General features: G+C 42.7%; 26 protein-coding genes. 6 read left to right on the top strand and 20 right to left on the bottom strand.

Going from position 1 to position 22,116, the window contains the following annotated elements; genetic code table 11:
• The first annotated feature begins 66 nt into the window (after nucleotides 1–66).
• Complete coding sequence (locus J7E38_RS00810; RefSeq protein WP_079509735.1) at nucleotides 67–312, top strand: DUF2626 domain-containing protein; 246 nt, start codon at nucleotides 67–69, stop codon at nucleotides 310–312.
• A gap of 50 nt (nucleotides 313–362) precedes the next feature.
• On the opposite strand, the gene J7E38_RS00805 is transcribed toward J7E38_RS00810, so the two are convergent.
• Together J7E38_RS00805 and J7E38_RS00800 are read right to left on the bottom strand one after the other, a co-directional pair.
• The gene (locus J7E38_RS00805; protein WP_214704496.1) at nucleotides 363–1,463 is read right to left on the bottom strand and encodes a class I SAM-dependent methyltransferase; all 1,101 of its coding nucleotides are present in this window, start codon (nucleotides 1,461–1,463) and stop codon (nucleotides 363–365) included.
• Between the two features lie 361 nt (nucleotides 1,464–1,824).
• A complete protein-coding gene (locus tag J7E38_RS00800) occupies nucleotides 1,825–2,460 on the bottom strand; it encodes an MBL fold metallo-hydrolase (RefSeq protein ID WP_214704498.1) in 636 nt (211 codons plus the stop codon).
• Between the two features lie 165 nt (nucleotides 2,461–2,625).
• Here J7E38_RS00800 and J7E38_RS00795 point away from each other — a divergent pair, with 165 nt between their 5' ends.
• On the top strand, nucleotides 2,626–3,105 hold the full coding sequence (locus J7E38_RS00795) for a hypothetical protein (protein ID WP_214704499.1): 480 nt from the start codon (nucleotides 2,626–2,628) through the stop codon (nucleotides 3,103–3,105).
• A 115-nt stretch (nucleotides 3,106–3,220) separates the two neighbouring features.
• Nucleotides 3,221–3,394, top strand: a complete 174-nt coding sequence (locus J7E38_RS00790) for a DUF2759 domain-containing protein (protein ID WP_214704500.1) — start codon at nucleotides 3,221–3,223, stop codon at nucleotides 3,392–3,394.
• A 54-nt stretch (nucleotides 3,395–3,448) separates the two neighbouring features.
• Here J7E38_RS00790 and J7E38_RS00785 read toward each other — a convergent pair whose 3' ends face one another.
• The 6 genes from J7E38_RS00785 to J7E38_RS00760 all read right to left on the bottom strand — a co-directional run bounded on the left by J7E38_RS00785 (nucleotide 3,449) and on the right by J7E38_RS00760 (nucleotide 10,152).
• Nucleotides 3,449–3,763: an MTH1187 family thiamine-binding protein gene (locus tag J7E38_RS00785; RefSeq protein WP_214704501.1), complete on the bottom strand. Its 315-nt coding sequence runs from the start codon at nucleotides 3,761–3,763 to the stop codon at nucleotides 3,449–3,451.
• 24 nt (nucleotides 3,764–3,787) lie between these two features.
• Nucleotides 3,788–4,948, bottom strand: coding sequence for a YqgU-like beta propeller domain-containing protein (locus tag J7E38_RS00780; RefSeq protein ID WP_214704502.1), 1,161 nt, complete (start codon nucleotides 4,946–4,948; stop codon nucleotides 3,788–3,790).
• A 214-nt stretch (nucleotides 4,949–5,162) separates the two neighbouring features.
• Nucleotides 5,163–7,052, bottom strand: coding sequence for an LTA synthase family protein (locus tag J7E38_RS00775; RefSeq protein ID WP_214704503.1), 1,890 nt, complete (start codon nucleotides 7,050–7,052; stop codon nucleotides 5,163–5,165).
• Nucleotides 7,053–7,325: 273 nt separating this feature from the next.
• Entirely contained in the window at nucleotides 7,326–8,303 is a 978-nt protein-coding gene (locus J7E38_RS00770; RefSeq protein WP_214704504.1) for an ROK family glucokinase, read from the bottom strand.
• A gap of 6 nt (nucleotides 8,304–8,309) precedes the next feature.
• Complete coding sequence (locus J7E38_RS00765; RefSeq protein ID WP_214704505.1) at nucleotides 8,310–8,525, bottom strand: YqgQ family protein; 216 nt, start codon at nucleotides 8,523–8,525, stop codon at nucleotides 8,310–8,312.
• Between the two features lie 166 nt (nucleotides 8,526–8,691).
• Entirely contained in the window at nucleotides 8,692–10,152 is a 1,461-nt protein-coding gene (locus J7E38_RS00760; RefSeq protein ID WP_214704506.1) for a spore germination protein, read from the bottom strand.
• A 161-nt stretch (nucleotides 10,153–10,313) separates the two neighbouring features.
• Here J7E38_RS00760 and J7E38_RS00755 point away from each other — a divergent pair, with 161 nt between their 5' ends.
• Complete coding sequence (locus J7E38_RS00755; protein WP_214704507.1) at nucleotides 10,314–11,195, top strand: hypothetical protein; 882 nt, start codon at nucleotides 10,314–10,316, stop codon at nucleotides 11,193–11,195.
• On the opposite strand, the gene J7E38_RS00750 is transcribed toward J7E38_RS00755, so the two are convergent.
• The 9 genes from J7E38_RS00750 to J7E38_RS00710 all read right to left on the bottom strand — a co-directional run bounded on the left by J7E38_RS00750 (nucleotide 11,167) and on the right by J7E38_RS00710 (nucleotide 18,417).
• A complete protein-coding gene (locus J7E38_RS00750) occupies nucleotides 11,167–12,705 on the bottom strand; it encodes a rhomboid family intramembrane serine protease (protein WP_214704508.1) in 1,539 nt (512 codons plus the stop codon). The two genes, J7E38_RS00755 and J7E38_RS00750, sit on opposite strands and share 29 nt — an antisense overlap.
• Before the next feature lie 151 nt (nucleotides 12,706–12,856).
• Nucleotides 12,857–13,054 carry a hypothetical protein gene (locus tag J7E38_RS00745; protein WP_214704509.1) on the bottom strand — a complete coding sequence of 66 codons (198 nt, stop codon included), beginning with the start codon at nucleotides 13,052–13,054 and terminating at the stop codon, nucleotides 12,857–12,859.
• Nucleotides 13,055–13,209: 155 nt separating this feature from the next.
• The gene (locus J7E38_RS00740; RefSeq protein WP_214704510.1) at nucleotides 13,210–14,160 is read right to left on the bottom strand and encodes an L-lactate dehydrogenase; all 951 of its coding nucleotides are present in this window, start codon (nucleotides 14,158–14,160) and stop codon (nucleotides 13,210–13,212) included.
• A gap of 161 nt (nucleotides 14,161–14,321) precedes the next feature.
• Nucleotides 14,322–15,110 (bottom strand): DUF92 domain-containing protein, encoded by a 789-nt coding sequence (locus J7E38_RS00735; protein ID WP_214704511.1) that lies wholly within the window; start codon nucleotides 15,108–15,110, stop codon nucleotides 14,322–14,324.
• Nucleotides 15,100–15,669, bottom strand: a complete 570-nt coding sequence (locus J7E38_RS00730; RefSeq protein ID WP_214704512.1) for a 5-formyltetrahydrofolate cyclo-ligase — start codon at nucleotides 15,667–15,669, stop codon at nucleotides 15,100–15,102. The genes J7E38_RS00735 and J7E38_RS00730 overlap by 11 nt, the downstream gene beginning before the upstream one ends.
• A gap of 262 nt (nucleotides 15,670–15,931) precedes the next feature.
• Entirely contained in the window at nucleotides 15,932–16,081 is a 150-nt protein-coding gene (gene rpmG, locus J7E38_RS00725) for a 50S ribosomal protein L33 (RefSeq protein WP_084221782.1), read from the bottom strand.
• Between the two features lie 59 nt (nucleotides 16,082–16,140).
• A complete protein-coding gene (locus J7E38_RS00720) occupies nucleotides 16,141–16,770 on the bottom strand; it encodes a hypothetical protein (RefSeq protein ID WP_214704513.1) in 630 nt (209 codons plus the stop codon).
• On the bottom strand, nucleotides 16,742–17,977 hold the full coding sequence (locus J7E38_RS00715; RefSeq protein WP_214704514.1) for a glycosyltransferase family 4 protein: 1,236 nt from the start codon (nucleotides 17,975–17,977) through the stop codon (nucleotides 16,742–16,744). Before J7E38_RS00715 ends, J7E38_RS00720 begins: the two co-directional genes overlap by 29 nt.
• Nucleotides 17,974–18,417 (bottom strand): DUF4912 domain-containing protein, encoded by a 444-nt coding sequence (locus tag J7E38_RS00710; RefSeq protein WP_214704515.1) that lies wholly within the window; start codon nucleotides 18,415–18,417, stop codon nucleotides 17,974–17,976. The genes J7E38_RS00715 and J7E38_RS00710 overlap by 4 nt, the downstream gene beginning before the upstream one ends.
• 329 nt (nucleotides 18,418–18,746) lie before the next feature.
• Here J7E38_RS00710 and J7E38_RS00705 point away from each other — a divergent pair, with 329 nt between their 5' ends.
• Nucleotides 18,747–19,121: a hypothetical protein gene (locus J7E38_RS00705; RefSeq protein ID WP_214704516.1), complete on the top strand. Its 375-nt coding sequence runs from the start codon at nucleotides 18,747–18,749 to the stop codon at nucleotides 19,119–19,121.
• Nucleotides 19,118–19,606, top strand: a complete 489-nt coding sequence (locus J7E38_RS00700) for a hypothetical protein (RefSeq protein ID WP_214704517.1) — start codon at nucleotides 19,118–19,120, stop codon at nucleotides 19,604–19,606. Before J7E38_RS00705 ends, J7E38_RS00700 begins: the two co-directional genes overlap by 4 nt.
• Before the next feature lie 85 nt (nucleotides 19,607–19,691).
• Here J7E38_RS00700 and phoU read toward each other — a convergent pair whose 3' ends face one another.
• Genes phoU through pstA form a run of 3 tightly spaced genes read right to left on the bottom strand, consistent with a single transcriptional unit; the run spans nucleotide 19,692 to nucleotide 22,116 of the window.
• Entirely contained in the window at nucleotides 19,692–20,351 is a 660-nt protein-coding gene (gene phoU, locus J7E38_RS00695; protein ID WP_214704518.1) for a phosphate signaling complex protein PhoU, read from the bottom strand.
• A 37-nt stretch (nucleotides 20,352–20,388) separates the two neighbouring features.
• Nucleotides 20,389–21,213 carry a phosphate ABC transporter ATP-binding protein PstB gene (gene pstB / locus J7E38_RS00690; protein WP_214704519.1) on the bottom strand — a complete coding sequence of 275 codons (825 nt, stop codon included), beginning with the start codon at nucleotides 21,211–21,213 and terminating at the stop codon, nucleotides 20,389–20,391.
• 18 nt (nucleotides 21,214–21,231) lie between these two features.
• Nucleotides 21,232–22,116, bottom strand: a complete 885-nt coding sequence (gene pstA / locus J7E38_RS00685) for a phosphate ABC transporter permease PstA (RefSeq protein WP_214704521.1) — start codon at nucleotides 22,114–22,116, stop codon at nucleotides 21,232–21,234.

The raw sequence follows: 22,116 nt of genomic DNA, 5'->3' as shown, positions 1-22,116 counted from the left end.
ACTTTTCACTCCACTTTACTTTATAATATGATAGTGATGGACATGTAGGGTAAAGGAGGGATATCTTTGGATCGTATGTACAGAGTTTTAGGATTCTGGACGGGAATCTTTGCTGTCATGTTTTTCTTGGGTGACATGTATACAACGTCCTTGATTTTCTTTGGTCAAACTGGATTTTTCTTGCTTTTAAGTTACTTGAAACTGTCTGAGCGTATGTACATTTACGTCTTCGGCGCATACTTAACGGTTTTCTTTGCAGGTTTTACTTACTGGTCAACATTTATGATGCCACTAGGTGGAGCCGGACATTGATCGATTGTGCATGCTCAAATAAAAAAAGCGATGGTCATCCATCGCTTTTTTTATTTTGCCTGGAATAATTTTTTCGCCGGATCCCCCAGGCCTTTCCCCTGGATGACAACATCAAATGACTGGCTGATTCCGCCTGGCAGGATCAGACTCCGGATTGCGCGATTTCTCTTGCTTGCTTCGGAAAATGGATTCGGGTCTTGATGCTGCCCTAGTTCCTCGAGGAGGCCAGCAGCAATCAGGAATTGATCCTGCCTCATTTTTTGAAGGAATTTGAGACCCCATGCTTCGCCAATATCTTTGAGAGCATCAAAATGCACGTGGCTGGTGAGATCCATCTCCCCAGGATGCTCCAGGATGTCATGGTGCATCTGATGATTGTAATAGCCTCTCAGGCTCCCTTTTCTCCGCGATGGATGCATCCATTCATCTTTTGTATATCCGTAATCCACGGTCACCATCAAACCTTTATCCAGGTTTTCTGCTATCGAATGAATGAATGGTTCCATGGCAAGCGGAATTTCGATCCTTTGACCTTCAGCAAGCATGAATTGCTGATCATTTAGAAACTTAATAATCTCTTCATCAGAAACAGGAACTTTTATTTCTTTTAGTTGATCATCCTCACTGGCAACAAAAACCTCGTGCACGACGCCATCAATCTTTTCAACGACATGGACTGGAAAGGCATCAAATAACTCATTGGAAAAAATCATTCCCTGATGCATTTCTGTTTCTGCATATGTATCACCATGCACGATCCTGACATTTTCAAGACCTGCCAGCTCTGCATGCTGCAGACTTCGATGATAAGGACTTTTTTCGACAATATAGTATGTCAGCGTTTCTGCGTTCAGTTCCCGCCAGCCTTCAATGAATGCCCGTGCAAAACGGCCGTTTCCTGCTCCGATTTCACAAACAGATGGCGGCACGTTGAGTACACCGTACTTTTTCGCATACCACTTCCCTATTAATTTGCCAAACACATCAGACACATTGCTTGATGTATAAAAATCCCCTTCCTTCCCAATTTTTTTGCGTTCCTTAATATAATAGCCTTCCTCTGGATGATAGAGTGCAAGCTGCATATAGTCCGCATATGTGATCATCTTTTTTGGCGAAGCTTCAATAAACTCTTTGATTATTTCTTTCATAATGACTCCTTGAAAAGGGTTTTCACTATTGACATAGTGTATTCTTTATTATAAAGTTTTACTAGTAGCTTAACTATATCCCCTCCCATGATATGAATAGAACATCCCCCAGAAAAGCCCTTCTCAGCCGAGAAGGGTTTTTCTAGTTTATAAGTTTTTTTGAAAAATTCGGCTCTGTTAACCACGGCTGTTGATTTTCGTTCCAGGCGCTTCGCTTTCCGCGGGGCTGGCGCTGAGCCTCCTCGTCGCTTTGCTCCTGCGGGGTCTCACCTGACCAGCTGCGCCCGCAGGAGTCTACGCGCCTTCCACTACAATCAACAGGATTTTTAAAATCAACATTCAGCTTTAACAGAGCCTAAAATTAAAATCCATTTAAAAATGGATTGGAGTCCATTTCGATACCGATGGTCGTGGCTGGCCCATGTCCAGGCAGTACCTCGGTTTCCTCAGGCAATACCAGCAGTTTATCGTGAATGCTTTTGATTAACTGGTTATGGTTTCCTCCCGGCAAGTCAGTTCTTCCGATGCTTCCCTGAAACAGGGCATCTCCGGCCACGACAAAATTCGCCTTTGGGAAGTAAAAGGATACACTCCCCGGGGAATGCCCTGGTGTCTCCAAAACTTCGAACTTGAAATTCCCGATGGACATCTCACCTTCATCTTTGAACAAATAGTCCGCTGCTCTGGCTTTGATTGGCTCGTTCAGCATAAAGTGTTTCGATCCATTAAGTGCAGGATCGGTGAGCCAGTCTTTTTCTTTTTCATGGATAAAGACCTTAATGCCATACTTATCCCTTATTCTATCCACTGCACCGATATGGTCAAAATGTGCGTGTGTCAATACAATCGCTTCAGGCTTAAGTTCAAGCTGTTCGATCACCGCAGTCAACTTCCTTGGGTTTTCACCAGGATCCACAATCAGGCATGATTGACTTTCATCATAAACGACATAACAATTCGTCTGCAAAGGACCCAGGGGAATCTGTTTCCATTTCATTGTAAGCAGCCTCCGCTTCTATTGGTAATATGTATGTTTTTATTCTACACTAATGTAAGCTATGTTTTAAGGATTTGATAAGAAAGCAAAGCACAGTTGTCTGCCGGGAAGAGCCGGTTAATAAATTTCAAGACTGATCTTTCTAATTTGATAAGGAGAAGATAAATGAATTTTGTCATTGCAACAGAAGCAAACCCTTTTATTGCGGAGCTGCCCGATTTTAAGGAAGTACTTATGCAAGTTGCTCCACCGCATCTCATTTATAAGAATTTCTATATATATATCGAGCAAAAGGATGCAGATGAAGCGATTGGATTACTCAGGGAAGCGGACTTGCTTGAATCAACACATCTCCTGGTCAAAACAGAAGGCAGCCCCGGAGAAGATTTTTTCGACTATGGTTTCCATGTGGATGGCGCAACCTGTCTATTCGCTGATGAACTATCAGCGTTCCGATTTTTGGATGGCAATGGACTGCAAATGGAGATGGCCCTGATTCAGTTGGAGGAACATCTAATATTTAAGGCTGCAAATGGAATTTATTTTGCGGCGAACCACTATACTGAACTAATAATGGGTATAGTAAAAGCATATGGAGTAAAAGTTGAATTTTTAGACCTCGACAAATGGTGTAAAAAAATATAAAATAAAAAACGAGTGTATGCTTGTCATTACATACAGGCTGCCGCCTAAATTACAACCAAACATTTTTTCAAAGAACAGACTTAATGTCTGCCTAATTTATGAAGGGGGCTTTATCATGGGATTGGCAATTGTTTTCGCTTTAGTTACTCTGCTAGCCGGTTATGCAACTTTCTCGGCACTTAAAAACAAAAACATTCTTGGAATCATATTCGGCGGAGGAACATTCCTCGTTATTGGCTGGTTCACAGTCATGACAGTCCTTAACCACGGATTCCCGACAGCACACTAATTCAATCACAATAAAAGACCACCTTTGTCAGGTGGTCTTTTATATTTATATGGTCTATTGCTTAAGCAATTCGTTAACCCTGTTGACTTTATCCTCCATCTTTCTTTTTACATCCCGCCTGTCATCGATCCGGATATTAGTGGCCACTCGCTGAATACCCTTATTGAACGGTGCTTCATGGATTGCCTGGACTACTTCAAATAATACAGGCAGTTCTCCCTCAATCAAGGTATTCATCGGCGTGAGCTGATAACGGATTTTGCCCTGCTCTTCATAATTTTTTAGGATGCGCTGGATATCAGCCACATAGGAACTGACACTAGGTGTCTGAGTTCCGATTGGAATTACTGTTACATCTACAATTGCCATTCTAATCTCTCCTTGCTGAACGAATTATCGAACAATTTCAACGATTTCCTTCGTGTCGATATTCAACACTCTTTCTAACTGGAAACCATACAGGCACATTTCACCGGAAGGCGAGCAGGAAAGTGGTTCATTTGCCAGTTCAGAGAAAATCATTTCTTCTTTATTCTCCCCTAAATGATACCTCATCAAGTCAAAACCGCCATCATAAAGATCTGCCTCTCCTTGCTCCTTTGCCCGCAGATACATAAAAGCCTTTCCATCATCCATTAAATCATAAAAAGGAACAACCCATCCAGAGAAAGATGTCAGCAAAGGAGCGGTCAACCTCCCCGCAGGATGGATCCCGTCCCTGGTGAAGGTGTATAATCCAAATCCTGGATTTTCGCCTTCATCTACCTCGATCGTCAATAAATACTTTCCAATTGAATCAAATTGATATACGTCCTCAAACAATGTTTCGGAATGATCCCCGCTGACAGAAAAAGATTTCAATGGCGCCTTTAACGATATTTCATTCTCATTCCATTGCTGATAGACAAGCACATCCTCCGAAATCCACCTGACAAATGGCTCAGGCAAATGGAGTGCCTTCAGGCTGTTCTCCTTTAGATCCAGTAAATACGTGTTGAAATCCCATTCTTCTGTAAAAGCAGATACAACAAGCAAATCGTCATTGAATGGATTCCATTCAAAGGTCAATTCATATGATTCGATTTTCCCTGAATACAATTCCTTGCCTGATAAATCGATGACAGTCAGTACTGCTTCATCAGATGCGGAACTGTGAATCAAAACCTTATCCTTTTTTGGACTGATCTCAGCCGTGATGATTGGCTGGCTGCTTTTGTACAGCGATGTGGCTTGACCTGTTATTAGGCTGTATGAATAAAGAATTGAACTGTTTTCGTTTATATTTGAAATATAAAGTATCTCTGTATTGCTCAGCCATCCTGAAACCTTATTAAATTCCTCTTGCCTGCCTAGCTTGATGGGAATGACCTCGGAACCTAGAAAGGACATCCCTGGAGTTTCTTTAATGCGGTCAAGGCTATGGCCGGCTGTTTTGTGGAGTGATACATCCAGCTGCTGAGAGCACCCGGAAAGGATGAATGCAGAAGTGACAATGATGAATATGACCCATCTGACATAAGGTGTTTGATATGTATTCTCCTTCAATTGTTCCACTCCTACACCACCTTTTTGACAATGTATATATCTGTACGTTGAGAACAGCTAAATGTTTCAATGATTTTTGAAAAATCCAATAAAATTTACATTTGGTACAGTCATTGATGATAACATACACCTCTTTAAGTAAAAACTCAATTTTAAAATACACAAGGCAATCTTTCCATAACAAAAACCTGCGCCCCAGGGTCGCAGGTTTTTAACAGGTTATTTACTCTTTGGAATTCGGATCAGATAGATCCTTGCCTTCATTTTGCTCACCATAGAATCTCAGTAAATCTCCATAAATAATTTTATCGGAGTATCCAAGTTCATTATCTGCAGCTTCAAAATATGGTGCGCACGCTTCCTGATCTGTCGGTTCACCTGTGGCTTTATCAAAGCAGGTCTCACGAGTAAAGACATGATCCTTGGTGATGAAGCTGCCATCGCGAAGAACAGCAAAGTCACGGCGGTCCTTGGCGAACAGGTCAGATCCGAAATCGATATTATTCTTAGTGTCGATTCCCAGCAAATGCAGGATTGTCGGTTTGATGTCGATCTGTCCTCCGACCGTTGTCATTGTCTTGCCCTCTTGCCCAGGGATGTGAATGATCAACGGCACCTTTTGCAGCTGTGTGCTTTCAAATGGCGTGATTTCCTTGCCAAGATACTCACTCATCGCCTTATTATGGTTATCAGATATTCCATAATGGTCTCCGTAAAGAATAATGATCGAATCTTCATATAAGCCTTCATCTTTTAATTTCTGGATGAACTGCTTAATGGCTTCATCCTCATACCTGACAGTCGGAAAATAATTGTTGACTGTCTTGTCATTAGACGTGTATGGCGGTATAAATTGATCTTCTTCATTCAATTCGAATGGGAAATGGTTTGTCAATGTGATGAACTTCGAATAGAACGGCTTTGGCATCGCCTTCAAGTGATCAACGGACTGCTGCAGGAAGTCAATATCCTTCAATCCCCAGCCAACGGAATTCTCTTCATTCACCTCGTAATCCGGCAGCGAGTAGAACCGCTGATATCCTAATGATTGATACATAATGTCCCGGTTCCAGAAGCTCTTGTTGTTCGCATGCAAGGAAGCGGTGAAATAGCCATTTTCATTCAGGATTTCAGGTGTAGCGGTATATTCATTTCCAGAGTGCGTAAAGAAGACTGCCCCTCGGCTTAATGGATACAGGGAGTTTTCCACCAGGAATTCAGAATCTGAAGTCTTTCCCTGGCCCGTCTGGTGATAAAAATTATTGAAGTAATAACTTTCTTTGATGAAATCATTCAGGAATGGCGTAATTTCCTGTCCATTTACGGTTTGATTAATAACAAATTCCTGTGTCGATTCCAGCGAAATCAGGATGACGTTTTTGCCTTTTGCGATTCCAAACATCTCATCATTCGGCGGCAGATAGTTTGCTCGCACATAGTTGTCGATGTCAGCCAGTTCACTGCCGTCGGCCATTGCTCGCTGGGCAGAAGACTTCGACTGCAGGAATGCATCATAGAGATGGTAATTGTATGTTCCAATATTCTTGACGAGCATTTCTCTGTCGAAAGTCCTCGTCAAGAGCTGGGGACGTTCTGTTTCAGCCATTCCCATGTTGAATAAAGCAATCGCGACAGCGACAAGGAAATAGGCTCTGCGGTCCACTTTGCTATATTCATGCCAGCCCAAAAGAACTGGTTTGAATTTCATGATGAGTGCTAAAACGATGAAATCCGTAAAGTAAAGTAAATCACTGAAGTTGATCAGCTCCGTCACACTGCTCCCCAGATCACTCATATTGCTCGTCTGGAACAGAACGGGAATGGTCAGGAAATCATTGAAGAAGCGGTAAAACACGACATTCGCGAACAACACTGCGGATACTATAAAACTAGTAATCATAATATAACGTCTCTGAGCCTTTTCCTTCATGAACATGCTGAGTCCAAACAGAATCATCAGGAAGCTTAATGGATTTATGAACAGGATAATCTCCTGTCTCCAATTTTCGATTTTAATATCGAAGCTCGTCTTATAGGCTATATAAGTCTTCAGCCAAAGCAGGATTGTGGCGATGGCGACTAAAGAAACTTTAGGCCATTTATTGTTTTTCATCCGGTTGCTACCTCCCTGTTAATAAAAAACAGATTCGGGAATTTTTAGGTTTATTTTTCCATTCTCTCAAGAATCAAAGATAATCTTAATACTTTTTTTCTTAAAAAGCAAACAAAATTAGAAGCTAAAAAAGCGTAGACCATTCATTGTAATTTTCCACTATTATAGACGACTTAAACCTGGAAAAGTTTCAGAAATAACCATTTTCGGAAAATTGAAACTTTTGGCACGAATAAAATAAGGAGTTTTCTCATAGAAAACTCCTTCGCCATTTTAGTTATGTCCAATTTTATTTTTAACAAGCCAGGCAGCACCAATCACGCCGGCATCATTCCCTAGGGTAGCGATGCTGATTTCGGTCGATTGCGCTACACGCGGAAAAGAATTACGCAAGAATTGCTCTTTTACGGGGTTCAGCAAGACATCCCCCGCTTTAGAAACCCCGCCTCCCAGAACGATTTTCTCCGGATTGAGGGTATTAGCGATATTTGCAAGGGCAATTCCCAAATGCAAGGCAACTGTATCTATAACTATCAAGGCCAACTCATCATTCCGTTTCGCTGAATCGAAGACATCCTTGGCTGTTACAATTCCAGTTTCCTTGTACAATGCTGCAAGATCACCTTCAGAAGAATGAGCATTCAATAATTCAACAGCAATTCTTACAATGCCTGTAGCCGATGCAATGGTTTCAAGACAGCCTGTTTTTCCGCAATTACATGGAGCTCCGCCTTCTGCAAGTGAAGTAATATGGCCGATTTCACCGGCAGCGCCACTCACTCCGTGGACAATATCACCATTGGTAATGACTCCTCCGCCTACACCTGTACCCAGGGTTACACACACCAAGTCCTTGGCGCCATTTCCGGCACCTTTCCACATTTCCCCAAGAGCCGCACAGTTTGCATCATTATCGATAACTGCCGGGAGCGAGGTTTCCACTTCAAGCAAATCCTTAAGCGGATAAGGCTCTCGCCAGCCAAGGTTAACCGCTTCAAAAATAACACCGGTAGCCAGGTCAACAGGGCCGGGGGCTCCCATACCAATTCCCAAAATTTCACTTTTAGAATGCCCAAGCTTCTCCAGCTTCGCGTCAATTGCTTTTGCAATATTGACAGTTATATTTTTCCCTTCGTTAGAAACATCAGTGGGAATTTCCCATTTATGCAGGATTTCTCCATACAAACTGATGAAAGCAAGTTTCGTTGTCGTTCCTCCTAAATCTACACCAACAAGCCATTTTTCAGCCATCATGCTTCACCTTTTCTCTTTTGCTTTTTTTTCTTGTTCCATCCGGATTTCCTGCCTCAAGAGCAAGACCGCAGATTGGTAATCTTTTGTCTCGATCAATTGGGAATTATACAGTTCCTTGAGCTCAGCGTGCATGAGCTCCAAATCCGCCACCCTGTCTCCTATGTAAATGAATGTCCCGAAATTTTTAAGGAACTGCTGGATATCATAAATTGTCTTCAAATTAATCCCCTCAATTTGTGAAAATAAGAGCATGCTTTACCATACTTAGTATAAAGGATACCTTTTGCCCCCTCAAGTAGGCTGGACAAGATTTTCTGACAAAAACTGCACTAGTTATCAATTAGAAAAAGCAGCAATCGGAGATCGCTGCTTCTCAAAGTTAAGTTTAACGGTCAGGGTCCTGCGGTTTCAATATCCTTGGTCTCCTGTTTTTTAGAGGTATCGGTGATCTTATAAGCACATCCCTGAATGCCCGTGGATTGAAAGGGATGAATGGCCATAGATATGGCACACCGAACGATTTCATTCTGGCCAGCAGAATGATGAAGAGCACAATGCCAATCAGGAAACCATAAAGCTGGAAGGCCGCAGTCATGATCAATAAGAAAATCCTCACAAGCCGGTTTGCCAGGCTCATTTCGTAACTTGGCGTCGCAAATGTACCAATCGCTGCGATGGCCAGATACAGGATGACTTCATTTGTCAGAAGACCTACTTCCACGGCCACCTGTCCAATCATCAGCGCTGCGACCAGGCCAAGGGCAGTTGCCAGTGAAGTTGGTGTATGGATGGCCGCCATCCTGAGAACATCGATTCCAATTTCAATCAGGAAAAACTGTAAAAACAATGGAATCTCTCCGGGGTCATTTGGTCCGATAAATGACATCGATTTCGGCAGGAGTTCCGGCTTAACGGCGAATAAATACCATAACGGCAGCAGAAATAGGGACGACCATACCGCCAGGAAGCGTACCATCCTCAAATATGCGCCGACAAGCGGCTTATTACGGTACTCTTCAGCATGCTGAAGATGGTGCCAGAATGTTGTCGGTGTAATCAGTACGCTTGGGGAACCATCGACGATAATGCAAACATGCCCTTCGTATAAATGAGTGGCTGCTGTATCCGGTCGTTCCGTGTATCTTACGTTCGGAAATGGATTCCAATGCCGCCCTGAGATAAATTCCTCAATTGTTTTCTCAGCCATCGGCAGCCCGTCCGTATCAATTTTGCTGATCGCCCCCTTTATTTTCTCTACCATTTCAGGATCTGCGATATCCTCAATATAACAAATGACAATATCCGTTTGAGACCTTCTGCCTACCTGCATATATTCCATTCTTAATGTGCGGTCACGGATTCTCCTTCTCGTAAGCGACGTATTGAAGACCAAAGTCTCCACGAAGCCGTCCCTTGAACCTCGCACTACCCTTTCTGTGTCAGGTTCCTCTGGGCCGCGTACAGGATATGTCCTCGCATCAATCAGGATGATTTCTGTTAACCCGTCCACTGCAAGGGCGGTCGGTCCGGCCAGCACCATATCGACAACTTTATCAAGGTTATCCGTCGTCTCGACCTCTACATATGGAATATACGTCTTGACCAGTTTTTTTAATGTATCGACTTCAAGGGCCCCTGGTTCAAGCTTGGCCAGTAACTGCATGATATAAAGCATGATGTCGTCCTTGACAAATCCATCTACAAGGAACAGCGCCATATCTCTGCCGGCATATTCGACATCAAGCTGAATCACATCGAAACTTTTATCGACCCCTAATTCTTCTCTTAAGTAAGCGATATTTTCTTTTAAGTTCTCCTGGACCGGATGCTTCGTTTTTTCTGCCATAGACTAACACCTCTCATTACAACCGACCATTATTTTCCTGTCGATTCCTTTTTCCATCATAGCCAAAACAATTTAAAAACATACTTCAAGGCATGTGATCAGGACAAGTATCATATAGTGGTTATACCGACAAACCCTATTATCGGAAAAGGATGAGCAGGATGAAAAAGTTATGGTTTTTGAGTATAAGTGCAATGGCAATTGCTGTCTCTGCATTATTGATCCAATTCCAAATCGGCAACACTTCCGTCGAAACAATCACATTTTTCCCATTGAATGATGCAGTAAAGTATAAAAGTGCCAGTACTTCCTTAACGCTATTAAAAGACAAAAAAAACAATCAACATCAGGTTGATTGGAAGATCCATTCAAGCTTGGACCAAGAGGCTTATCTTCGCCAGGATATGGGACTCTTGTTCGCCAATGGGCTTTTAAAAGGGAAATTGGCCAAATGGGAGCAGGATACGGCAGATTTATCCCAGGAAGAACTTAACTCATACGGAGAAAGCGCAAGATATGACGCCATTTCTTTTCACTATGCAGAGCTTCATGGTGACGGGGATAGGATCACAAGTGCCCAAAGAATGTCCGATGACATGATCTATGTAGTCGACTCTCTGTTCAGTCCGCTCCAATCCTTCACCATCGCCAAAAGCAATCAAGAAAAGGAATGGAAAAAAGTGCTTGACCAAAGTGTGCGAAACAGGCTTGACCGAAGTTTGAAACAAGCTGAAAAAACATTCAGGTTCAAAGCGTCAGATTACCTATCCATCCCGCTGGATACAATCAGGAAATACGAAGATCAGCCTATAACAGGGTTTACGAAGAGGGAAACCGCTAACATACTGGGAAAGTTGTGGGAAGGGTTATATAAGAATTATTATCTGGGCATAAAAAAAAGCGATGGCACTGCCGTTGACCCAATTGGCAGTACCATGCCTTTGATTTTGATCGCTAAGGATAAAAGCCATCTGCTGGTTGTCACCCAGACAAGGACCGGAGAAAGCATCATCCTCAAGCAGCTTCTTCAAGATAGGAATTAATCTGCTCAAGTGTCTTTTTATAGCTTTCTTTTCCAGGATTTAGCTCAACTGCTTTTTTAGCGTATATACGCGCCAGATCTAGATTTTTTTCATCAAAAAAGATTAAGGCAAGATTATAGTACGCTTCATGAAAATCCGGTTCCATCTCGATCACTTTTAGAAGATTGATTTTGGCCTCTTCCAGCATTCCCAGCTTGATTTCGGTAAAAGAAAGCATAAACAAGGATTCTGCTGAGAGTTGCTCCGACTTGCCGTACTCTGTGAGAAGGTCATTTGCCTGCTGGTATTCTTCTTCCTTTACATGCTGCTGTGCAAGCACCAAAATGGACCTTTCATCGACCAGGTCAGCATTTTCGCTAAAACCATATTGTAAGGTGAAAAAGATCGCCGCAATCGTCACTGCCAGGAAGGAGGTTTGAAGCAAAAGGCGTCTTTTCATTGGGAGATGAAGAATTCCCGCTGCTGCAAACCCCCCGACCAGGCCTCCTATATGGCCCGCATTATCGATTCCGGGGATGGTAAATCCGAATGCCAGGTTGATGCCAAGTACAACAAGTATATTCAAACCCAATGTCCGCCAAAACAACCTTGGTTTTGCTACACCAAAATACAGCAAGGCTCCAAAGCAGCCAAAAATCGCTCCGCTTGCTCCAGCCGAAAGATTCGGGCTGTATATAAAACTGGCAAGCACTCCACTAAATCCTGCCAGGATGTATATAACCAAAAATCGAAAATTACCATACAGCCGTTCCACCATTGTTCCTAAATAATATAAAGCCAGGGTATTCATGAACAAATGGAGCAGGCCAATATGGATAATCACCGGCGTGAAGAAGCGCCACCATTCACCACCAAGGATCAGCGGGTTGAATTTCGCACCAAACTTGATCAGGGTGGAAGTATCTGTACTTCCCCCCGCCGCCTCAAGAACAAGAAACATTACTACCTGGATGGCAATGAATATATAGGTGAAAAAGGGTTTTCCGTAGTTAAAGACAGATTGTTCCTCTTTTGCCCTTTCTACCGCGCTTAAAAGAGTATTTTTTTTGATGGTCTCGATTTCTTCGCCAGAGTGTTCCTCGGCAAAATCAATTCTTAGTTGGTCATTGAACCTGCTTTCCAGTTTCCCTAAGGCTTCCCCCGCATTGGACCTTTCTATCAAAATGGACTCAACAGTGACCTTTCCATTTACAGAAAGATATGGCTCAGCAAGACGAAATTCATAATCATCCACTGGAGGATATGCACTAAAGTAGAGGTTTAGGATCTTTAATTCTCCTTTAGCAAACTTCCTGCGGATTCTTTCTCCATTTTCAGCGATCAAAATGATGTCACGTTGAAGCCAGTTGCTCCAGTCCAGATTATATTGAAGCAGGCGAACAACCTGCGTTTGCTTGTTTTCAGTCTTCTCCAGCCACAATTCTCCCTGATCCTGTGATACCTGGAGGATACGGTACTCCTTATTTACAATCAGGAATTCTGCAACTTTCCAAAACAAATACTCTTCCAAAAAAGCCAACTTCTCCCCTACTTTCCCGCCCAAAATCCGGCCACTATGTATTATCTATATTTTTTCCTCTCCCAAATTATTATAAACCAAATAACTTCCTACCAGATATAAAGAGGCCTTTAAAGCAGAAAAAGACCTTATAAAGGTCTTTTTACTGGAACTCCGAAGGCCCTGAAAATAATGAACCCATCATCTTGCTTCTGATTCCAGGCAGTCCCATGATCGAGCCCACTGCCACCCGGCGCAGGAAACTGTTTCCCAGAAGCATATTCATGACCCTGTATCTGTTCTCGAATACAAGGTATCCTGCGAGGCCAAGCATAAAAATTGAAACCATTTTTCTTGCCATATATATCCCTCCCTTTTTATTTTAGGAATAAAAGCACATTTTTATCCTTTCATACCAAAAAAAGATGGGTTAAAAATGTTACTATATATAATAGAAGAAAGCGGTTTCGTTTTTTGAAAAAGATAAAAGGGCTGCATCGTGGACAGCCCTTTTTCTTATGCTTTCATGACAGGATCCATGACCTTTCTCAATACCTCTACAGAATGGTCGAATTTTTGCTGTTCTTCTTTTTCAAGCGGCAGTTCGACGATCTCCCTTATTCCATTTCGATTTACGATCGCTGGCACACCAATGTAGATATCATCGTGTCCGTACTCGCCATCCAGATGGGCGGATACAGTCAGGATGGAGTTTTCATCCTGCAGGATGGCCTTCGTCAATCGAACAAGGCCCATGGCGATCCCATAATAGGTTGCGCCTTTACGCTGGATGATATGATAGGCTGCATCACGTACATTTGTGAAGATTTCCTCCAGGTCATCATGCTTGTAATGTTCCTGGTCTTTTATCATTTTGGCAATCGGCTTTCCGCCAATATCTGCATGACTCCATACAGGCAGTTCGGTATCTCCATGTTCCCCTATGATATAGGCATGGACATTACGTGAATCTACCTTGAAGTAGTCCCCAAGCAAGAATCTGAATCTGGCTGTATCGAGGATAGTCCCTGAGCCAATGACTCGTTCCTTTGGAAGTCCCGAGAATTTCCAGACAGCATAGGTCAGGATATCGACCGGATTGGTCGCGACAAGAAAAATCCCGTCAAAACCGCTTGCCATGATTTCATCTACTATGCTTTTAAAAATCCTCGTATTTTTCTCCACCAGATCCAGTCTTGTTTCGCCAGGCTTTTGGTTTGCGCCTGCACAAAGTACCACCAGGTCTGCATCCTTGCAGTCAGCATATGAACCGAACCAAATTTTCGTCTGTGAAAGGGCGAACGCCATTCCGTGATTCAAGTCCATTGCGTCCCCTTCAGATTTATCCTTATTCAGATCCACAAGAACCAATTCCTCTGTTACACCCTGGTTGACCATCGCAAAGGCATAACTTGATCCAACGAAGCCGGTTCCAACCAGAACAACTCGGTTTACACGATTTTTCATATCGCATTTCCCCCTAATGATATAATGGATGATTTAATTGTACGTTTTTTTACAATGGATATGTATCGCTGTTTGACAGAGTAAACGTTATCATTATAAACACTTTGTTACAATTCAATCCAGGTTTTTAAAGGAAGGAAAAGCAGCTTTTCAGCTGAGTGTTAGAGAATGCTATATAATAACATTCCCCCCATAGCCGCTGTAAAACATGAAAGAAAATTGACTGCATCATTATTCATCATGACCAGACCGGAAACATGTCGGGTCGGTTCAGAGCAATGTGTTGTTTTTTCTGTCAGCAAATTGCATTTAGCGCATGCAAAGCCCGCCTGGAGATAGGCCCCGAGCCAGGTATCAACCATCGTTCCCGTCACCCCCAACAGAAAAACTGCTACTGTCCATCCTGCCCCCAACTTAAACAGGTAATCAGCAATCAGGGCAATCAACAAAGAACCAGCCGCAGCTGAAGCTGTTCCAACAATTGAAATCGCACCTGAAGTTCCTCTTGGAACTCTTTTAAAAGATTTGATCGATAATGGCTGTACTTTGCTCAATACGCCTAATTCCGAAGCCCATGTATCTCCATTTGCACTGGCAAGTGAGCTTGCCAGTACAATGAACCAGACAGGATCAGGTGATATGAAATTTGCCAGGCCAGCGAGTGCTGCAGTTCCCCCATTCGCTGCTACCTGTGCCCAATCCCTTGCCGATCCCTTTTCATGTAATTCACCCAGTTGTTCTTTACGCTGGCTTTTATATTTGGAAAGCAGGCTAGAGGTTAGGAAGAAAACTCCCAATAATATCATTCCCTTGAATCCAAATCCTGCCCATATCAATATCCCAGTCAAAAAAGCCGCAAAAGCCCCAGATGGTTTAAGAAGCTGAAAATAGGCAGACATGCCTGCAACTCCAGCGATAAACCCTATGATCAGAATCTGGTCAATTTCCAATATGGATTACCCCTTCGCCGTGGATGATTTTCTGTACGGGTATGTCATGGCTCTCAACGGGGATTTCACCAACCAGCTGATCTTTGAAGGCCAAGGAAACGGTCATTCCCTGGAAGTCTGCCAGGAAACGGTCATAGTAGCCTCCTCCAAAACCAAGTCTATAACCGCTATGCGAAAACGCAAGTCCCGGGACCACCACCAAATCGATCTCCCCCCGGCCTACTGAATCTGTTTCGGAGACAATTGGCTCCAGCAGCCCATAAAAAACGGTTTCGAGTTGTGAGAATCGCTTCAGTTCCCTGAAATCAAGGCCCCTCGATTTAGGTTCACATTTCGGGACAACGATTCTTTTGCCCTGCTCCCATCCCTTCCTGATGATCTGAAACGTATCAACTTCAGGAGCCTTCGACACAGTGATGGCAATTGTTGTCGCAGAAATCCACTCATCAGACCGATACAGCTGCTGTGCAATCTGATAGGATTGATCCTCATATTCTGGCAGGTTAAGTTCTGACAGTTTTTCCTTTATCGACTTCCTGAGAATTTTTTTGGCATCCATACTTTTTTCCCCCAGACATTGCTATTTTATGTTCATCAGACATCTATGTATTAACAATACCATTCACACCATGAGGGAGAAAGGGGTTTGGAAAGGCTATTTGTTATAAACAAGCTGCTTTTACGATTATTTAGACATTTCCAGCTAGGCAGTCTCTCGGTAAGTGCCTCGAAATCCTAAATGCGATAGTGATTGTGGGGGAAGAACAACCCACAATGGAATTTTTGGCAAACAAAAAAGCAGCTGGGAAAAATCCCGCTGCTTACTTTGTTTCGCGATGTACTGTTGCTCGCTTATCTCTAGAGCAGTATTTCTTAAGCTCAAGACGATCTGGGTTGTTACGCTTATTTTTTTTAGAAATATAGTTGCGCTCTCCGCATTCTGTGCAAGCTAATGTAATGTTTACACGCATGTATTTTCCCTCCAAACTATTCAAGCTAGGTTCGTGCATACGACTTTTCTATAATATCACTATTTGTCGTGAATTGCTAGTGTGTTTTTTAAAAGGAGCGCATTCAAATGGACAACAGCATTTTTTTCCGTTCCTTCAATGATCCAACAGCTGCTTTTTCGGGTTTCACGGGGGTTCATTTTCAGATCGAGCGAGAATAGGCTGGCTGCAGCACCTTTTGCCATTGGCTGATAATTCAGCTTCCCTGACTCCCTGCAATTCCAAAGACGTTCAGTGCTTACATTCCAAATCGGCTGGACGGTACACTGTTTCATCAAGCCGCTGCTATTCAGTCCGTTGACAAGATATATTCTTTTATCTGCAAAATGAAAAATGACATTTTCATTCGGCGATACAAAACTGAATTGTTCATTCGCACTTTCAGCATGACGCTGCATCAGGATCAGCTTTGCGTCTTTTTCAGTTTTGGAATGGTTCGTTACATAAAGGTCAAAAAATTCAACCCTTGAATGTACATTTGCCTGCTTAATTTTTACCGATAATTCTTCCAGCGGCAAAAGTTTTTCAGTCATATTCCCCAACCAGTACACTTTCCCATTGATCCATATACCAGGACTGAAAATCAAAGGTTTCCTGACTGGCTCATATTTCTCTTCACTGTCAATTTGGAGATAAGCATTCATCTTCATTAAATACCCTCCTTTTGTAATTGTTTGATAACACTCTTTTATATAGTCTATCTGTTGACTTTGCATTTTGTGCCCAGCTGAATCTCTCAAGTACTCTCAACCTTCCTGTCATGGCGATTTCTTTTGCCGCAGGTTGATTTTCAAGAATCCATTCCAGTGTAATAGTAAGATTTTTTTCATTCCCCGGCTGCATATAGAAGCCGGTTTTATAATCCTCAATCAACTCCTGCATGCCTCCTGTTTTCGCCAGGACTGTCGGGACCCCGGCGGTAAGGGCCTCAGCTGCCGCAAGTCCGAATGGTTCATATTCACTTGGAAAAACAGCGATATCCGCTTTCCTCAGTAACGCGTCACGGATTGCTTCATTGACGAAGCCGATAAAATGAACAGAATCCTTGAGTCCCCGCTGAACTGCTTGTTCCCTGTATGTTTCCAGCAACGGTCCATTCCCGGCAACTACAAAACATACATCTTGATGCTTCCTCATAAGTCCAGCCGCTGAAAGCAATGTATCGAATCCTTTTTCCTTAACGACCCTTCCCATTGAAAAAATTAGTTTCTTGCCGGTTAAAAATGGGTACATCTGTTGAATCTCGAAATCCAGATTGCGCGTTTCTTCTAATCTAGCCCCATTCGGAATAACAGTGATTCTATCCTTTGAAACTTTAAATAATGTAATGACCTCATCCTCCATAAAATCGCTGCAAACTATCACTTCATTTGCCTGATGGCAGAGTTCATTTTCTTTTTGGAATATGAATTGCTGGAGATTAGAAAAGATGCCTTTATTTCGGCCATATTCCGTGCCATGGATCGTTGCGATCAATGGAATGTCCAATTTTTTGCTGATATATTCTGCTGCCGGACCCGTCATCCAGTCATGAGCATGGACAAGGTCGAATTGGACATGTTTATCCAATTGCAATGCTTCTTCGATGACTGCCAAATTAAATCCGCCTATCCAGGAAAGGAAATCAGCATCCCGGGCATTAAGTGGTGCTACACGGTGGATGTGGACCTCCCCATCTCTTTCATAATCTGGCTGGAGGGATGGATTGCTGGTCACAACATGAATCTGCTGATGGATGTTTGCAAGTTCCGTCGCGAGAGCATGGACATGTCTTGCGAGGCCACCTATAATTTGCGGTGGATATTCCCATGTGAGCATCAGGATCTTTTTCTTTTCATGACCTTCGCAGTCCTTCACTTGTTGATGCTCCCTTCAAGATTTTCATAATAAGTATAAGTGCTCACCTTTCCACACCATCCAGGCAAAAGTGGTTTGTTTCCTGCTTTCTGGTTAAAGGAATTTTGGATAATGACATTTGATCGAAGCATTGGAAAGAATGTATCTGTTTTGGGTTTGATCCCCAACTCAATTTGGTAATTGCTTGTGGCGTTAACACCCTTTAACAGCCAGCTTGATACTCCATGGCGAAGGATGGCTTCATGGATGACAGCTCCAGAGTCAAAATCATATAAGCGCAGAGCCTTGGTCAGCTGTGAATCAGGGAGTAGAAAGTATCTGCCTATGAAACGAACTTTTTCCTCCTGCAGGTGCCAGTAAACAAATAGCTTGCCTGGTGAGAGGATTTTTGCCTTTAAATGATCCTCAATCTTGTTTAATTGTTGATTGCTATTCGCCACGACAAACCTCCAAAACCATCATTATATGATTGAAAATTGAATTATATTCGTTAAATTTATGTTAGCACGTTCTCATGACAGCCACAATGAACGCAAATTGTCGTAATTTGCAGCCTGCTGAATCCACTTTACAGAAACGTCCATTTATTTTTCCATAGTCTTTTGGAATTACAAATTTGGAGGGGATTCGACAGTGTTTACAACGAATGGAAATCATAATAAGACAAATCTATCATTTTTTTTCAGGAAAAAAATATCAATCGAATTTTCGAATTTTGAATGGTAAACTTATTCTATGTGTTCTAATAACAGCTCGGGAGGAATAATAGATGGGCTACATCATCATCAGCCTGATTGTCCTGGCCGCCCTCCTTTTCGCACTTTCTTTCTTTTTGAAAGACCCCTACAAGGAATTGCGCGAGGAAATCGACCAGCTGACAATCCAGCAAATTCAGGATCTTTACCAGATCAAGAAAAAACTAAAAGTACTGGAGGAAGAATTGCTTGTAGGCGATGCAAACCTGGACAGGCAATCTTCATTTAATACAGGAAAAAAGCAAATTCACGAGATTATAAAAAACCAGGTATGGTCGCTTGCCCAGCAGGGGATGGACTTGAACCAGATCGCAAAGCAATCATCTCTTTCAACACAGGAAGTTCAGGAAATCATTAATGAATTCGTTGATAAAGGACAGATCGTATGAATAAACGAACAGCTCAAGCATTTGCACTAGGACTGCTTTTCGCAGCCTTGTTCATATGGGCCGGCAGCAATGTGATTGCTGGCAAAGAAAAAGAACCCGAAAAGAAAGTTGCCGTTTCAGACGCTAAGAAGATCCTTGAAGAAAAAGGATACAAGGTACTGAACAACAACGAATATGCCAAGCTTAACGAAACGAAAACAGCAGTTGTGAAAGAAGAGAAACCAAAAGAAGAAACACCTAAAGAAGAAGCACCTGCAGAGGAAGCAAAAGAAGAGAAACCATTCACACTGGTCATTGCAGGCGGCATGTCTCCAGGCGATGTAGCCACAATGCTAGAAAGCCAGGGAATCATCGATGATGAGAATAAGTTCGAACGATTCCTGATTGATAAGGGATACCATACAAAGGTACAAATCGGGAAATACGAACTGAAAAGCGGTCTTGATTACCACCAAATCGCCAAGATCATCACAAAAAACAGATAACAATCACCGAACGCAAAAGCCCCTCGATATCGAGGGGCTTTTTTTAATACTAAAAAAGAGCAAGGATTTCCCTTGCTCTTTCGTCTTATTGATTCAGATCATATCTTTTCCCTTTGACAAGGTAAAAAACATTTTCGGCTATATTTGTTACATGGTCAGCTGCCCGTTCGAGATAACGGCTGATGAATGATAGCTGAGTGATCTGGGCAAGCTGTTCCGGTTTGGTCTGAGCCAGGCTCAGCAATTCCTTGATCGTTTGCCCGTACAGATCATCGACCTGGTCGTCCATCTGGGCCACTTGCCTTGCTTTACCAAGGTCCTCTTCATTATAAGCTTCCAATGAAAGTTTAAGCATTTCAACTGATAATTGATGCATCTGTTTGATGTGCTCAATCGGTTTAACAAGCGGTTCTTTTCCAATCCGGATTGTTGATTTCGCAATATTGACCGCGAAGTCCGCCATTCTTTCAATATCAGTTGCGATTTTGATCGCAACAATCAACCTTCTTAAATCGACAGCAACCGGCTGTTGCTTGGCGATCAAAAGTATAGCAAAATCATTGATTTCTTCTTCCAGGATATTTGCTTCGGCATCATCTTCAAGGATTTTCAGAGCAAGTTCAATATCTTTGTTTTCAAGCGCCACCAGTGACTGGTTTAGCGCATGGACAGCAAAATTCCCGAGCTCAAGTAATTTTTCATGCAGTGTCTTCAGGTCTTCGTCGAATTTCCCTCTTACTACCATTGTCCTCATCCTTCCAATCAAAATTCAAGATTGTCCATCAACCAAAACGACCGGTAATATAGTCTTCCGTCCTCTTATCTGATGGGTTTGAGAAAATCTTATCCGTCTCAGCAAACTCGATGACTTCTCCATTCAGGAAGAATGCAGTCTTGTCGGAAATACGCGCAGCCTGCTGCATATTATGCGTAACGATGATGATGCTGTAATCTTTCTTTAATTCCTGTACAAGCTCCTCGACCTTCAGGGTTGAGATTGGGTCAAGTGCTGACGTCGGTTCGTCCATCAGGATGACATCCGGTTCAATTGCAAGTGCTCTTGCGATACAGATACGCTGCTGCTGTCCGCCCGACAGGCCGTATGCATTCTGGTTCAGACGATCTTTTACATCATCCCAGATTGCGGCACCTCGCAAGCTTTTCTCAACAATTTCGTCAAGTACTTTCTTATCACGAATCCCGTGGATTTTCGGTCCATAAGCGATATTATCATAAATTGATTTCGGGAATGGATTCGGTTTCTGGAAGACCATCCCTACACTCGTTCTCAGATCCTCGACCTGATAGGACTTTTCAAGGATATTTCTTCCCCTGTATAAAATCTCCCCAGAAATCTTGACCGAAGGAACTAGTTCAACCATCCGATTCAAAGTTTTGATGTAAGTCGACTTACCACACCCGGAAGGGCCAATGATTGCAGTCACTTCATTTTCGTTGATCGCGAGGTTGATATTTTTTAATGCGTGTCCTTCACCATACCATAGGTTAAGGTCTTTTGTTTCATAAACAACCTTGGTATTCTCTGGAGCATTTTTCACCGTGTCGGATTTCACTGTTGCTTTTGTCTTCTCTGTCACTGCTGACATAAGTTAAAACCTCCCAGACTAATATCTCTTTTGGAATTTATTGCGGATTAAAATGGCAATTGAATTCATCACAAATAACACTAGTAACAGAATGACAATTGTCGCAGCTGCCAGGTTGGCATATTCGGCAACAAGAGCAGAGTCAATTGTCCAATAATAAATTTGCACCGGCAGAATCGTGAACTTATCAAAGATTCCGTCTGGAATAGGTATTAACAGTGCTGGAATACCAATAACAACAAGCGGCGCCGTTTCACCTATCGCCCGTGAAAGCGCCAGGATTACACCAGTAAGAATTCCCGGAATTGCAGCTGGCAAAACAACATTTTTGATTGTTTGCCATTTGGTGGCACCCATGCCGTACGAAGCTTCACGCAGGAATTGTGGTACTGCGCGAATGGCTTCCTGGCTTGCCACAACTACTACTGGCAGTACTAGCAATGCCATCGTCAATCCTCCTGCAAGGACTACGGATCCCAAATTGAGAGCTCTGGCGAACACTGTCAGGCCAAGGATTCCAAACACTACTGAAGGAACACCGGCCAGGTTGGAAATATTCGTTTTAATGAAAGATGCTATACGGCCTTTTGCCGCATATTCTTCAAGATAAATTGCAGTACCAATACCAAGCAGCATTGTCACCGGTGCAACTACGAGCATTAGCCAAAATGTACCCGTAATCGCTCCCCAGATGCCTGCTCTTTCTGGATCAGTCGATAATCGATTCATAAGGAAGTCCATATTGATCCATGGTAATCCGTCTTTAAGAACTCGATAAATCAAAACAACCAGTACAATAAGTCCGAACATGGTTGCAAGGAAAAAGAGTGCCTTTGCCAGATTATTGGCCAATAAACGCGAGCCCATTTTTTTCTGGACTTGAGTGGAATCTACATATTTCAT

It is taken from the genome of Bacillus sp. ISL-35 (genome assembly GCF_018613355.1).
Classification (GTDB): Bacteria; Bacillota; Bacilli; order Bacillales; family Cytobacillaceae; genus Mesobacillus.
The sequence above is the reverse complement of the archived record's forward strand: the minus strand, read 5'-3'. Positions and strand labels throughout refer to the sequence as shown.

Excerpts from the sequence above, each read along its gene's own strand:
- pstA (WP_214704521.1), bottom strand. The coding sequence starts at position 22,116 with ATGAAATATGTAGATTCCACTCAAGTCCAGAAAAAAATGGGCTCGCGT.
- J7E38_RS00740 (WP_214704510.1), bottom strand. The coding sequence starts at position 14,160 with ATGAAAAATCGTGTAAACCGAGTTGTTCTGGTTGGAACCGGCTTCGTT.
- J7E38_RS00800 (WP_214704498.1), bottom strand. The coding sequence starts at position 2,460 with ATGAAATGGAAACAGATTCCCCTGGGTCCTTTGCAGACGAATTGTTAT.
- J7E38_RS00785 (WP_214704501.1), bottom strand. The coding sequence starts at position 3,763 with ATGGCAATTGTAGATGTAACAGTAATTCCAATCGGAACTCAGACACCT.
- J7E38_RS00770 (WP_214704504.1), bottom strand. The coding sequence starts at position 8,303 with ATGGCTGAAAAATGGCTTGTTGGTGTAGATTTAGGAGGAACGACAACG.
- J7E38_RS00700 (WP_214704517.1), top strand. The coding sequence starts at position 19,118 with ATGAATAAACGAACAGCTCAAGCATTTGCACTAGGACTGCTTTTCGCA.
- rpmG (WP_084221782.1), bottom strand. The coding sequence starts at position 16,081 with ATGCGTGTAAACATTACATTAGCTTGCACAGAATGCGGAGAGCGCAAC.
- J7E38_RS00795 (WP_214704499.1), top strand. The coding sequence starts at position 2,626 with ATGAATTTTGTCATTGCAACAGAAGCAAACCCTTTTATTGCGGAGCTG.
- J7E38_RS00775 (WP_214704503.1), bottom strand. The coding sequence starts at position 7,052 with ATGAAAAACAATAAATGGCCTAAAGTTTCTTTAGTCGCCATCGCCACA.
- J7E38_RS00730 (WP_214704512.1), bottom strand. The coding sequence starts at position 15,669 with ATGGATGCCAAAAAAATTCTCAGGAAGTCGATAAAGGAAAAACTGTCA.
- J7E38_RS00755 (WP_214704507.1), top strand. The coding sequence starts at position 10,314 with ATGAAAAAGTTATGGTTTTTGAGTATAAGTGCAATGGCAATTGCTGTC.
- J7E38_RS00790 (WP_214704500.1), top strand. The coding sequence starts at position 3,221 with ATGGGATTGGCAATTGTTTTCGCTTTAGTTACTCTGCTAGCCGGTTAT.
- phoU (WP_214704518.1), bottom strand. The coding sequence starts at position 20,351 with ATGGTAGTAAGAGGGAAATTCGACGAAGACCTGAAGACACTGCATGAA.
- J7E38_RS00760 (WP_214704506.1), bottom strand. The coding sequence starts at position 10,152 with ATGGCAGAAAAAACGAAGCATCCGGTCCAGGAGAACTTAAAAGAAAAT.
- J7E38_RS00745 (WP_214704509.1), bottom strand. The coding sequence starts at position 13,054 with ATGGCAAGAAAAATGGTTTCAATTTTTATGCTTGGCCTCGCAGGATAC.
- pstB (WP_214704519.1), bottom strand. The coding sequence starts at position 21,213 with ATGTCAGCAGTGACAGAGAAGACAAAAGCAACAGTGAAATCCGACACG.
- J7E38_RS00805 (WP_214704496.1), bottom strand. The coding sequence starts at position 1,463 with ATGAAAGAAATAATCAAAGAGTTTATTGAAGCTTCGCCAAAAAAGATG.
- J7E38_RS00705 (WP_214704516.1), top strand. The coding sequence starts at position 18,747 with ATGGGCTACATCATCATCAGCCTGATTGTCCTGGCCGCCCTCCTTTTC.
- J7E38_RS00720 (WP_214704513.1), bottom strand. The coding sequence starts at position 16,770 with ATGAAGATGAATGCTTATCTCCAAATTGACAGTGAAGAGAAATATGAG.